The sequence below is a fragment of the Chitinophaga sp. GbtcB8 genome (assembly GCF_019091455.1).
GTDB lineage: Bacteria > Bacteroidota > Bacteroidia > Chitinophagales > Chitinophagaceae > Chitinophaga.
This window is the reverse complement of sequence record NZ_JAGXJN010000046.1, coordinates 15543-28264: the sequence shown is the minus strand read 5'-3', so window position 1 is coordinate 28264 and position 12722 is coordinate 15543. Positions and strand designations below refer to the sequence as shown.

Here is a 12722-nt window from a genome sequence, read left to right as displayed (position 1 = left end):
GGGGGGATGATTTAATTGCGGATTATTCAATTACGGGTTACGAATGTTTTAGTTGCATGCTGTTTTTTTAATTTGTAATCCGTAATTGATGATCCGTAATTAGTGTATTTCTGTTCTCTTAAAAAACTCTGATAATCCTTTATCGCTTCCGGCTACCCACACAATATCTCCTTCTTCCAATACCGTAGTAGATTCAGGGTTCAGGATACGCTGCCCGCTGCGTTCAATACCCAATACCATTCCCTGGGTTTTCTCCCGTATGCCTGCTTCGCGGATGGTTTTGCGGAACAATGGCATACCTTCCTTTATCAGGTAGCGGCGCAATACAATATCGTGCCCCCGCATGGTCTTTCCTTCCAGACTGCCATCTGCCTCTTCCAGGAAATGATTGAGCTGCGTGATCTGGTCATCCGTACCTATTACCGTTACTACATCACCAGGGTATAAACGTTCCGTACCACCCGGAGCTGCAAATTGCTGCTGCCCCCTTTTTATTAACACGATATTGGTACCAAACTTTTCACGCAGGGCCAGCTCCAGCAATGTTTTGCCAATAGCGGGTGAGGTAGGTTGTATTTCAATTACGGCCAGGTGCGCATCCCAGGGCGCCAGTACCTGTTTGTTAATACTGCCTACACGGGCATCCCTTTCATTGAAGTTGGAAAAGAAACGCGCTTCAATAGAGCCATAAAATGCCTGCAGCCTGCGGGAGAATATCAGCAGTAACCCTATGATAACCAATGTAACCACCAGGGCTACTGTGGTGGAAAAGAACTGGTCTACAGAAAAACCAACAAAGAATACTGCCACCGCTACCCGAAAGGTACGCAGCAGCACCAGCGGGCCCCGGTATTTCTTTTGCTGCCAGATGTTAGCGGCTGCCTGGCTGCCCGCCCCGCGGAATACCAGCGCCCACAAAAATGGCGATAATACCAGCAGGGTTACCAGCGCAGTGGCAATACGTGCCCAGTGATGGTCTGGTGTGTTGCCACCGGTCATGGGCAGTATGTAATAGGCCGATAGCAGCACAATAGCCACAATGATCACGGAGAACAGGATGATGTTCATGAAGTAGGAACGCAGCACCTGCTTCCAGTCGCTTACCACTGCAATGGTTTGTGTAGCTGCGCTATAGCGGTTTAATGTGGTCTTCCAGCGGTGCGGTAATACAGCTGCAATACGCGTGTATACCGGCTCTGAAACTTTTATAAGGTAAGGGGTGGTAAAGGTGGTAACGGCAGATACTGCCACTGCAATAGGATACAGGAAATCGCTGGTTACTTTCAATGTTACCCCCAGCGTGGCAATGATAAAGGAGAACTCCCCTATCTGCGCCAGGCTCATACCTGCCTGTACTGCCGGTTTTAATGGCTGGCCAGCTACCAGTGCGCCAATAGTGGTGCTTAGCAGCTTGCCCAATACCGTAATAACGGTGATAATGACTACCGGTACGGCATATTTCAGGATCATGGCCGGGTCTATTAGCATACCCACTGATACAAAGAACACGGCGCCAAACAGCTCTTTTACCGGTTTTACCAGGTGTTCTATCTTTTCCGCCTGCGTAGTTTCAGCCAGTATAGAACCCATTACAAAGGCGCCCAGGGCCGGTGAAAAACCAGCCTGTGTAGCCAGCACCACCATTAACAGGCATAAGCCAATGGAAGTAACCAGCAGGGTTTCCTCGTTCATGAGCTTACGGGTGCGTTTCAGCAAAGTCGGCAGGAAAAAGATGCCTGACACAAACCAGATGATGAGGAAGAACAACAGCTTTACCACAGAGCCTAACATTTCCATGCCGGCAAACTGCCGGCTGGCTGCCAGGGTGGATAATAACACCAGTAACACAATGGCCACCAGGTCTTCTACCACCAGGATACCGAATACCAGGCCGGCAAACTGCTGGCCTTTAATACCCAGCTCCTCAAAAGCGCGGATTATAATGGTAGTAGAGGAAACAGACAGGATACCACCCAGGAAAATGCTGTCCATGGTAGACCAGCCCAGCAAATGCCCGGCTGCATACCCCAGCCCCAGCATAATAACTACTTCTATAACAGCGGTAATAGAGGCGCTCCCTCCTACCTTTATTAACTTCTTGAAACTGAACTCCAGGCCCAGGCTAAAGAGCAGGAAAATAACCCCTATTTCGGACCAGGTTTGAATATTGGCTTCGTCAGATACCGTAGGTACCAGCGATACATGCGGCCCTACCAGCAGGCCGGCTACAATGTACCCTAACACCAGCGGTTGCCGCAACTTTTTGAAGATCAGTGTTGTAACGGCCGCGGCCGCCAGTATTAATGCCAGATCTGTAATAAGTGCGGGTAAATGCATGCAAACAATTAAAGGTTAGGAAATAACAGCTAATAAAATAGACTATGCTGCCGATGTTATTGCAGCACAAATTAATTATTAATTATTCATTCTTAATTCCTTAGGTGCGTATTTTGTCTAAGAGGTCGCTGAGCTGCTGTGCTTCCTCGCTGGTTATGCGGGTGCCCAGGTCTTCGTAGAATGCTTTCATAGGTGTTTCCAGCTCATCCAGCAGCTCCAGCCCCTCAGAGGTAATGGTAATGTCCATTTTGCGGCGGTTATACTCACAAAGCTGGCGTTTTACATATCCCTGTTTTACCAGCTTATCCAGCAAACGGGTTACGTCACTGGCCTTATCCAGTAATACCTCTTTGATCTCTCCTGCAGACACCGGTTTGGGATGCCGGCCTTTGATGATACGCAAAGCATTGAAATGCTGAGGCAGGATGTCATATTTTTTGAAAATTTCGGCATTTGCATCCCGAAGCCAGTTGCTGGTGAATATTAGGTTGACCAGGGCCTTGTGGAAATTATTGCTGAACTTGCCCTGCTTAATGGCTTCTTCTATTCTCATAGACCGCAAAGTTAACAAAAACACAACAGACGTTGTAACGGATTTGAGCTGCTGAGGATAACGGGGGTATAAATAGGGGATATTTCGTACGCTCATTGTCGTTCTTTTTAGCGCAAAGTTTGTTAACTCCTCGTTAAGAAACGCCAAATATTCACGTTTACTAGATAAAACCCACACTTCACCAAATGTATAGGGTTTGGTAAGGCTGAGGGTATATCTTTGTTATAGGTTTTTCATAGGATATGGTTAAAAAATTAGGCGGTATTCCTACCGCCTTTTTTATTTCTTCTAAGTTCTTCATGCTGAATGCCTAACGGCTGAAACCCAATAGCAGTAAGCCATTGCGCCTTTGTAATTATTACCAGAAACGTACATACAACGCGCTCAATATCAATAATGTAATTACAATTAACACCATAGTTGCAGGTTTTACACGGAACATGCTGGCATCCAGTTCAAATGCTTTCGGATTCACTTTAGGACCGGCTAAACTCATAAGCACCATCACTAACACTGTGAAAAAGAAAGCCCATCCCATACAAATGAGGAACGGAATTTCGTATTTGCCCTTCCCGTTAGGAAATGCAGTGTATAAAAGTGTTTCATTACCAAACCATTGCGGTGCGTAGTTGTTGAATACCACTGATAAAGCAAAGCCCGTAACAATGCCTGCCACTGCGGCGGCACCGGTAGTGCGCTTCCAGAACATACCCAGCAGGAACATGGCAAATACACCCGGACTAATAAAACCAGTGTACTTCTGGATAAAAGTAAAACCACCTTCCCCGCCAATACCTAACAGATCATTCCAGGTAAATAAAATAGCCAGCAACATAGCTGCTACAATCACCAGGCGGCCGGTCCATACCAGCTGCTTTTCATTAGCATCCTTACTAATGTATTTTTTGTAAATATCCAGTGTGAAGATGGTAGAGATACTATTGGCCTTACCTGCCAGCGATGCTACGATGGCTGCCGTTAAAGCCGCCAGTGACAAGCCTTTGAGGCCGGTGGGTAAAAATCCAAGGATAGCAGAATATGCATTATCTGCATTAAAATGTCCGCCCGGCGCCATCTCATTTTGTAAGGCACCATTTCTATATAAAACAAAAGCAGCAATACCCGGTAACATTACAATTACAGGCATCATAAGCTTCAGTAAACCGGCAAACAGGATACCGTTGCGGGCTGTTTGCAGATTGGCGCCCAGCGCACGTTGGGTAATATACTGGTTACAACCCCAGTAGTTAAGGTTCACGATCCACTGCCCTGCTAAGTACATTGATAAACCGGGCAGCATCAGGTATTTATTGATCTCATGTTGCGGTGCATCTGCAGCCGGTTTTTGCATGATCATTTTAAAGTGATCCGGAGAATCTTTCATGAGTGCCTGGAAACCCGCCAGCACATTGCTGCCCAGGCCAAAGTGCTCACTCACCATAGTGAGCGCCAGATATGTAGTGGCTAATCCGCCAATGATCAATACAGCTACCTGTATCACATCGGTATAAACAATTACCCTCATGCCGCCCAGGGTGATCAGCAACGCAAATACCGATAACCCGATCATGATCAAATGAAAATTACCATGGCCTACCAGGCTGTTAATGGCCAGGGCGCCCAGGAACAGGATGGAGGTAAGATTCACAAACACATACAGGAATAACCAGAAAATAGCCATAATAAGGCTTACCGTTTCATTATAACGGGTTTTCAGGAATTGCGGCATGGTAAAGATCTTGTTCTTCAGATACACGGGCATAAACCACACGGCCACAATGATCAGCGCAATAGCCGCAATCCATTCATAGGCAGCTACGGCCACACCTACAGAAAAACCGTTGCCGCTCATGCCAATGAACTGCTCCGCCGAAATGTTGGAGGCAATCAAAGAGGCGCCAATGGCCCACCAGGTAAGGGAACCCTCTGCCAGGAAAAAATCCTTGGTATCCATGCTGGTCTTTCTCTTACGCCGGTAGATCCAGTATCCGTAAGAAGCTACTACCAAAAAGTAGATAATAAAAATAACGTAGTCTATTAGTGCGAGTTTGTTCATAACGGTGAATTACAGTATTAACGGTACTAATATATTGTCAATTCGACAATTATTCAAATAAATGTAATCAAATAAGGCAAATGGGGAAAAATATTAACCGGTAAGCGGGTCTTTTCTTCCCTGTTTATCTACCCGGAAAATGGCCTCATTTTCAAACAGCACAGCTTCTGAAATGCCTTCTGCATGCAGCGTATCCACATCTATTACTTTCCCCTCAAAAAAGGTGGTTAATTGATCTACCGTAGTGTGGCCAATAACAATATGCTGCACCTGGAACCGGTGCAGGGTGTCATTTACTTCCTGCGGGGTGGCCTGCCCAAGGGCATACCCACGGTACCAGAAGGGCGAAGCCGGTGAGTACATGAGCAGGTATAAGGCCGGATGCCAGGGCGGCCTGCCCGTAAAGTACCAGGGGCGGCACAGCGCATTCATATCCGGGATGGAGAGCTGTAAGGCATTTACCAGGCTGCTGATGCCTCCATGCACAAACAGCACGGCGCCTATTTTTTCAATAATGTTCTTGGTGGCCAGCCAGCGCCCCAGCTCTGTGTGGGGCTTGTACCAAAGCGTATAGCCGCGCTGCAGCAAGCGGGCATTGTCCAGGTATTTTTCAGGCACATAGCGCAGGTCATCCGTCATGTTCATGATCTCATGGTTACCCAGTATAAAATGCACGTAACCACCCTGCTCCCTGGCTTTTATTTCCAGGCTGTAAAACAGCCATAAACATTCCGTTACATGCGGGCCACGGTCCATGCAGTCGCCGGTGAGCACCAGGCGCCCATTTCCGAAGGTCCAGCTGTATTGGTGGTCTATTACGCCATTAGCTAGCAGCAGGCCGCGCAGGGCGTTAAAATTGCCTTCTATGTCCGAAATAGCTAACAGCTTACCGGCTGCCGGGTAAACAGATGGCTGCGGCTGTAAAACAGGCTGTAAGGGGGTGGAAAAATTCCATTCCGGGTGTTCCGGGAAAGTGCAGTGAACGGTTATGCGGTCTTTTTCTTCCAGGGGAAGGGACTGAACGGCTGCAACCGGCTTACCCTGCCTGCTGGTAATGGACTTTACCAGGATGGTATTTCCTTCGTAAAAGATATGCGGGCCATCGGTTGCTGCTTTCATGATAACTAATATACTAATTATCGCAGCCCTGTTAAAAAGTGAAGGGTGAGATATAAAAGCTGCTTCAAGCTTCCATACTCACCCTTGTAATGGTTATTAATAATACGATTAATGCGTTTCTTTCAGGTGCAGGGTTTCCTTGTCATAATAGAAATCTATTCCCACGCCTGTGTTTTTCAGATTTTTCAGGAAAAAAGGCAGATCATGATGTTTATCCAGCACACCGGTAAAAGGTGCGTTGGCCAGTGCCTCATCATCAAACACCACATTTACACCAAACCAGCGTTTGATCACCGGCACCAGGTCGCGCAGGCGGGTATTATCAAACTGAAAAACGCCGTTCATCCATGACAGCACAACCTCGCTATCAAACTGCTGTACGGTAAAGCCCAGGTGCTCGGTATATACCGCTTCCTGACCGGGTTTTAAGACCAGGGTAGACGAGCCTGAGTGGGTAGCTACTGCGCCGGATACCAGGCTGGTGCTGGTGATGCCGGTTTTGTAGGTATTAATGTTAAATTCTGTGCCCAGCACTTCTACATCTGTTTGCGGTGTATGTACAATAAACGGCTTTTCTGCATTTTTGGTTACCTTAAAATATCCTTCCCCTTCTAAATACACTTCTCTGCGGCCTTCGCGGAAAGCAAAGGGGAATTTCAGGGTGGAAGTGGCATTCAGCCATACTTCCGTACCGTCGGATAAAATAAGGCGGTAGTCCATTTTAGGCGGTACAATGAGGGTATTCAAACCACCCATGGTACGGTCTTCTGTAGTATACTGCAGGGTTCTGGCGCCGGCGTTCAGCGCTACGCTGCCGGCTGTGATCTGCTGTGAAGGTTCGTTGTAAGGGAGCTGAATGGTTTTACCGTTGGAGAGTTTTAAGCGCAGTCCCTTTGCATGGGAGGCTGCTTCGGCCATTTCCGCACCAGACATGGGTGCAGACGGTTTCAGGAGAAAATACGCGCCGGTGGCCATAACACCCAGCACGCAGGCGGCTGCCAGCCATTTTACGATTGGGAGCCGCCGGATCTTATGTTGTGGTTGCAGCAATTCCTGTTCAATTTTTTGCCAGGCGGCCTCATTATCCTCGATCTCATACCAGACATCCTCATCAAAATCGTGCAGCCTGATATCATCCCATAAGCGGCTAACGTCCTCGTTGCCTGCCATTAGCTGTTCCAGGTACTGGTTATCCGCATGGTTAATGTTCCCCTTCTTCTTGCGTAACAGCAATTCGTAAATATGCTCCTGAGTATATTCCATTTGATCGATTAGTGCCAATTGGTGATAAGTTAAAATTTTGAACAGCATTCTGAGGAAAAATATACCATGACAATGAAGCTGAAAGCATAGAGCTAAATACAGCGGTTCAATTACGCTGTTCTCATTGCGTAGACAGTACCAAAAGTAACGCTAATCGATTTAGCAGTAGTTAACAGGCCGTTAATCCCGCTGTTAAGAATATGTTAAACCCACGGGTTGCAGCCACTGTTTATAGGGCACTTCCACCTGTTGCAACAGCTTGTCTTCCAATAACGTAGCAAAGGTTTCCAGGTACACCACCACATCATCCCGCTGGTTCCTTTTTAACCAGCGAAAACCACCTGGTAAACGGTCCAGCACATCCCGGTCCTGTAAATATTCAATATTATGTATATCCGTTGGCGTAAGTCCTTTTTCCAGCAGCCTGGTGATCAGCATGGCTACCGGGGCATTGGATACCACGCAGTACTCCTCTGCCAGCTCTGTCCACTCCCCTATGCCGGTTTGGGCATAGTACAGGATATCGTCTTTACTCAGGTTTGTAACAACCTGCAGCAGATTGCCGCAGTTGCAGGTGCCATGGTTGCCCCATGCATACGGGGCCCCGTTTTTCAGGCGTTTGGCCGTTTCACGTAAAGCGGCTATCAGTTCAATGTTAGGCTGGGCCATAAAACACGCTTTTACTTAAAGTTACGGAAAATGGCCGATAGTCGGTAGTGCATAGTCCACGGCCTGCTGCGGGGAGGAGAATGGTCTATTGACTATGGACCATCGACCATGGACTCTGAACATAATCCACCGCAGTCCTGCCACCACGCAATATGCAATGGACCATGGATCATCGACCATGGACCCTTAACCAAAAACTTTTAATTGTATAATTGACATTTATAAAAATTATACCTAGCTTAGTGACTCAAACTTCACGTTATAATGAAAAAAATACTCAGCTCCTTTGCGGCCTTGTTATCTTTTTTATATGTGTCCGGGCAAAATGATGCCACGCTCACTATTCAGCAAAATAATACCGGTGCAACCATCAGCCGGCATATTTACGGTCACTTTTCCGAACATCTGGGAAGGTGCATCTACGACGGCTTTTGGGTAGATGAAAAATTGCCGGTGAAAAAAAAGGACCGTATCCGCCTGGATGTGGTAGAGGCCCTGAAAAAAATACAAATTCCCAACCTCCGCTGGCCAGGTGGCTGCTTTGCAGATGAATACCATTGGCGCGATGGCATTGGTCCCCGCGACCAGCGCCCTAAAATGGTGAACACCAACTGGGGCGGCGTTACAGAAGATAACAGCTTTGGCACCCACGAATTCCTGGAGCTTTGCAGCCTGCTGGGCTGCGAACCTTATATCAGCGGCAATGTGGGCAGCGGCACCGTAGAAGAAATGAATAAATGGGTAGAGTACCTGAACTTTAACGGAGAAAGCCCCATGACCAAAATGCGGAAACAGAACGGGCGCGAAGAACCCTGGAATGTACATTTCTGGGGAGTAGGCAATGAAAGCTGGGGATGCGGCGGCAATATGACTGCTGCCCACTATGCAGACGAATACCGCCGTTATGCCGTTTTTGCCAAAAATTACCCGGGCGCTACGCTGAAGAAAATTGCCTGCGGCGCTTCTGATGGTGATTATAAATGGACGGAAACCGAGATGCAGAACATTCCGCTGAACCAGATGTGGGGCCTTTCCCTGCACTATTATACCGTGCCAGGAACCTGGCAGAAAAAAGGTTCCGCCACCGCATTTGATGAGCAGGCATATTTTACCACAATGAAGAAATGCCTTCATATGGAGGAGCTGGTAAGCCGCCACAGCGCCATCATGGATCACTACGATCCGCAGAAACGTGTAGCCCTGGCCGTAGATGAATGGGGCATCTGGACCGACGTAGAACCCGGCACCAATCCTGGTTTCCTTTATCAGCAAAACAGCTTGCGCGATGCGCTGGTAGCGGCTTCCACACTCAACATCTTTAACAACCATTGCGACCGCGTACGCCTGGCTAACCTGGCGCAAACCGTGAATGTGCTGCAGGCCCTTATCCTTACCGACAAGGAAAAAATGCTGCTCACACCTACCTACTACGTGTTTGACCTGTTTAAAGTACACCAGGATGCCAAGCTGCTGCCTATATTACTGAATAGCCCGCAGTACAGCATGGGTGATGAAAAGATCCCATCAGTAAATGCATCTGCTTCTGTGGATTCCAATAATGTGATCCATGTTACATTGGTGAACCTGGATCCGCACCGTACCATTAATGTATCTACACAGATCAGTAACCTTTCCTGGAAAACGGTAGACGGACAGGTGTTAACAGCGGCCAAATACACTGCTGTAAATACCTTTGAGGCACCACATACTGTGCAACCCGCCAAATTTAGCGGCGCCAAAAAGAATGGCAATAACCTGAACGTGAGCTTACCTCCACAATCTGTGGTGTTACTGGAGATGAAGAATTAATAATTAATATAACGAAGCGGATAAACACCAAGCAGGCTGTGTTCCTTTATAGAACACAGCCTGCTTTTTTATTGGGGATGGATGTTGGTATAGGGTCAATAATAATTATTATTTGTGTTTTGTATTGCCGGGTTTAGCCGGTTGGCCGGACTTCTGGCGGTCTTTTGCTTTGTTCTTTTCTACTACTATATCTGAGACATCATTCTTTTGTGCCTCACGGGTAATATTACGGCTGTAATCATTCCCTACGTTAGGGCCGCCCTGTTCTAAACCCTGGCTTCCGATTGATCTGTCTTTTGCCGGCATATCTATTAGTTTTAATGTTAAAAAATAGTTTCCGTTTAACCACTTTTACAGCGCTAAAATGGTGCCAGCCTGTTTATGGAAGGGGCAGCTAAAACGGCTGCCGGCGTGGCATTGCTCACTCTGCCGGTTTGCGTAACAGGTATTGTATGCAAGGTGTTCTGAATGCAAAGAGAGTAGCTATGCTTTTCAAATGCGTCAAAACAATTCCACACTCCATGCCCGCTCAAACTCCGCATCCGGCACCAGTTCTATGACGCCTTCCTTTTCTTCCAGCCTGCCGCTGGCATCCACATGATCGGCAATTCCACACCAGGGCTCTATGCATACAAAGTCTGCATTTTTAGCGGCCCAGATGCCCAGGTAAGGGAATCCCTTAAAATGAAAAGTAAGGCCATGCGGCGTTTTATCACTTTTCAGGGTAACGGTATCAGAAGCCAGGTCTTTAAATACCAGGGCATCCTGGTAAAATAAAGATCGTTTTAATGGTAAGGTATGCGTATGTTCCAGCAAAGGCTGTGTAGTGCGCTCAATTAATCCGGCTGCAGACAGCGGCCATTTACCGGCATTCTCTTCTTTATTAAAATACAGGTAATAATCTTCATAAGCAGTACCATCTGCCAAAGGCAGCCTGAAGGCAGGATGGCCGCCCACGGAGAACAGCAGCTTTTCCTTGCCGGTATTTTTTACGCGGTAGGTAACAGTTAAGCCGGCATCCTGCAACGCATATGCTACCTCAAACTGAAAACGGAAGGGATATACCTTTAACGTATCTGCATTATCTGTCAGGCGTAAAGTGGCGCTGGTGGCTGTTTGCTCCACTACTGTAAAAACCATGTCCCGCGCAAAACCATGACGGCCCAGCGTGTACGTTTCACCGTTATACCGGTAGCTGTTATTATGCAGGCCGCCTACAATGGGAAAAAGCACCGGGCTTTTTTTACCCCAGAACGCTGCATCGCCATTCCAGAGGTATTCCAGCGGCATATCCTTACGGGTAAGGGTTTGCAGCTCGGCTCCGTGTTCAGCAATAGTGATGTTTATTTTGTCGTTGGAAAGCTGTAGCATAAGATGGTTAGTTATGGGGGCAAAAATAATGAAAAAGTCGATGGTCCATAGCTGATGGTCCATTGACTTTTGCGCCCCGGCAGCCTACCACACAAAAGTGGCTACTGCCCTGCCTTCCATGGAGTAAGTATATTGATGCGTACCATCTGTAACCGCAAAGGTTTTAGCGCTCTCTTCCCGGTTCAGCACTACCAGCACTTTGGAATTATCCTTATTCAAAAATGCTACGCTTTCCAGGCCGGGAATGGCGCTACCGGTCATCGTTACACGAAAAGCGCCGGGCCGTACAAATTTCGACAAGTGGCCAATTGCATAATACTCCACATTACGGGTAATATTGCCGCCCGATGTTATGGTTACCACGCCCCTGCAGTCCTGGCAACCTCCGTTACGCGGCCCGCTATTGCTGTCCAGCGCCAGGTTCCAGAGCAAAGTGATCTTAGACCAGTTGTTCATGGCGCCAATGAATAAATTACTCATGTTCCAGTCCAGGTTGGATGCAAAATCCGTGGCCCAGGCGCCGCCGGAAATTTCTGTAAAATACAGGCCTTTGTCCGGGTGCTGCGCATGTACCTGCGTCATAGCGCTTACCTGGCCTGCATAGGCATGAAATGCGGAACCGGTTATATATTGTTTGGCCTGCGCATCGTTCAGTATGTTAATGGGGTATTCCGGATGATCCCAGTTATGATCATATACAATAATGCCGGTACCAAGCTTATTCTTTTGTAAAGCAGGTCCCAGGTGATCTTTAATGAATGCGGCCTGCATAGCGGCATCCATGTACATGGAAGGATATTTGGCTTCAAACAGCGGCTCATTCTGCGGGGTAATGGTATTAATAGTAATACCCTCCTGCTGCATGGCCTGCAGGTATTTTACAAAGTAGTTGGCGTAGGCTGCATTCCATTCTGCTTTTAAACGGCCGCCGGCCAGCTTACCATTATCCTTCATCCAGGCAGGTGCGCTCCAGGGCGTGGCCATCAGCTGCAGGTCCGGCGCCAGCGCTTTAATGGCCTTTAGAACGGGCAGCACATCGGCCTTATCTTTTTCTATAGAAAAATGTGTTAACCCGGGATCTGTTTGCCCTGCGGGCAGATCATCGTAAGTAAAATCAGCCAGGGAAAAATCCGATGCGCCCATGGTTAACCGCAGGTAGCTGATGCCTATACCCTGCTGCGGATCAAACAGGTCCTGCAGCAGCTGCTGGCGCTGTGTGCTGTTAAGCTTATTGATCACGTAGGCTGATGAGCCGGTGAGCGCAGCGCCAAAACCGTCTACCTCCTGCAGCTTTTTTGCAAAGTCAATATTTATAATGGCGTCAGCTGAAGCAGCGCCGGTAGTAATATCAATGTCTTTTTGCGGCTGTAACAGCTTCACCTGGTTGCCGGTGGTTACCCATACTTTGGCTTTACCCGCTGCTGCTATAGTATCTTCAGGCGGCGTAGTGGTTTGTTTAGCGGGGCTTTTACCGCAAGCCGCGGCCAGTACCAGGCAGCAAATGCCGTATGGTATTCTTTTCATACACACTGGTTAAACTAGTAA

The 12722-nt window shown here is 47.8% G+C and carries 10 protein-coding genes; 1 reads left to right on the top strand and 9 read right to left on the bottom strand.

The genetic code is table 11. The features are described from left to right. Positions 1-99 precede the first annotated feature (99 nt). The 6 genes from KVT36_RS28020 to KVT36_RS27995 all read right to left on the bottom strand — a co-directional run bounded on the left by KVT36_RS28020 (position 100) and on the right by KVT36_RS27995 (position 7997). The gene (locus KVT36_RS28020; protein WP_217606751.1) at positions 100-2337 is read right to left on the bottom strand and encodes a cation:proton antiporter; all 2238 of its coding nucleotides are present in this window, start codon (positions 2335-2337) and stop codon (positions 100-102) included. A 100-nt stretch (positions 2338-2437) separates the two neighbouring features. Beyond that, positions 2438-2890: a MarR family winged helix-turn-helix transcriptional regulator gene (locus tag KVT36_RS28015; RefSeq protein ID WP_217606750.1), complete on the bottom strand. Its 453-nt coding sequence runs from the start codon at positions 2888-2890 to the stop codon at positions 2438-2440. Between the two features lie 358 nt (positions 2891-3248). Further along, positions 3249-4946, bottom strand: coding sequence for a sodium/solute symporter (locus tag KVT36_RS28010; protein WP_217606749.1), 1698 nt, complete (start codon positions 4944-4946; stop codon positions 3249-3251). Between the two features lie 93 nt (positions 4947-5039). Then, on the bottom strand, positions 5040-6065 hold the full coding sequence (locus KVT36_RS28005; RefSeq protein ID WP_217606748.1) for a metallophosphoesterase: 1026 nt from the start codon (positions 6063-6065) through the stop codon (positions 5040-5042). Positions 6066-6173: 108 nt separating this feature from the next. Then, positions 6174-7328 (bottom strand): FecR family protein, encoded by a 1155-nt coding sequence (locus KVT36_RS28000; RefSeq protein WP_217606747.1) that lies wholly within the window; start codon positions 7326-7328, stop codon positions 6174-6176. 192 nt (positions 7329-7520) lie between these two features. Further along, positions 7521-7997, bottom strand: coding sequence for a hypothetical protein (locus KVT36_RS27995; RefSeq protein ID WP_217606746.1), 477 nt, complete (start codon positions 7995-7997; stop codon positions 7521-7523). A gap of 264 nt (positions 7998-8261) precedes the next feature. Here KVT36_RS27995 and KVT36_RS27990 point away from each other — a divergent pair, with 264 nt between their 5' ends. Beyond that, complete coding sequence (locus KVT36_RS27990) at positions 8262-9806, top strand: alpha-N-arabinofuranosidase (protein ID WP_217606745.1); 1545 nt, start codon at positions 8262-8264, stop codon at positions 9804-9806. Positions 9807-9914: 108 nt separating this feature from the next. Here the strand turns inward: KVT36_RS27990 and KVT36_RS27985 are convergent, their stop codons facing one another. From KVT36_RS27985 to KVT36_RS27975, 3 genes are all read right to left on the bottom strand, one after another. Beyond that, positions 9915-10112, bottom strand: a complete 198-nt coding sequence (locus KVT36_RS27985; protein ID WP_217606744.1) for a hypothetical protein — start codon at positions 10110-10112, stop codon at positions 9915-9917. Between the two features lie 195 nt (positions 10113-10307). Continuing rightward, the gene (locus KVT36_RS27980; RefSeq protein WP_217606743.1) at positions 10308-11177 is read right to left on the bottom strand and encodes an aldose 1-epimerase family protein; all 870 of its coding nucleotides are present in this window, start codon (positions 11175-11177) and stop codon (positions 10308-10310) included. Positions 11178-11261: 84 nt separating this feature from the next. Beyond that, positions 11262-12701 (bottom strand): glycoside hydrolase family 30 beta sandwich domain-containing protein, encoded by a 1440-nt coding sequence (locus KVT36_RS27975; RefSeq protein ID WP_217606742.1) that lies wholly within the window; start codon positions 12699-12701, stop codon positions 11262-11264. Positions 12702-12722 lie beyond the last annotated feature (21 nt).

Bases quoted from the DNA above. Each gene is read 5' to 3' on its own strand.
- KVT36_RS28020 (WP_217606751.1), bottom strand. From the start codon at position 2,337: ATGCATTTACCCGCACTTATTACAGATCTGGCATTAATACTGGCGGCC.
- KVT36_RS28015 (WP_217606750.1), bottom strand. From the start codon at position 2,890: ATGAGAATAGAAGAAGCCATTAAGCAGGGCAAGTTCAGCAATAATTTC.
- KVT36_RS28010 (WP_217606749.1), bottom strand. From the start codon at position 4,946: ATGAACAAACTCGCACTAATAGACTACGTTATTTTTATTATCTACTTT.
- KVT36_RS28005 (WP_217606748.1), bottom strand. From the start codon at position 6,065: ATGAAAGCAGCAACCGATGGCCCGCATATCTTTTACGAAGGAAATACC.
- KVT36_RS28000 (WP_217606747.1), bottom strand. From the start codon at position 7,328: ATGGAATATACTCAGGAGCATATTTACGAATTGCTGTTACGCAAGAAG.
- KVT36_RS27995 (WP_217606746.1), bottom strand. From the start codon at position 7,997: ATGGCCCAGCCTAACATTGAACTGATAGCCGCTTTACGTGAAACGGCC.
- KVT36_RS27990 (WP_217606745.1), top strand. From the start codon at position 8,262: ATGAAAAAAATACTCAGCTCCTTTGCGGCCTTGTTATCTTTTTTATAT.
- KVT36_RS27985 (WP_217606744.1), bottom strand. From the start codon at position 10,112: ATGCCGGCAAAAGACAGATCAATCGGAAGCCAGGGTTTAGAACAGGGC.
- KVT36_RS27980 (WP_217606743.1), bottom strand. From the start codon at position 11,177: ATGCTACAGCTTTCCAACGACAAAATAAACATCACTATTGCTGAACAC.
- KVT36_RS27975 (WP_217606742.1), bottom strand. From the start codon at position 12,701: ATGAAAAGAATACCATACGGCATTTGCTGCCTGGTACTGGCCGCGGCT.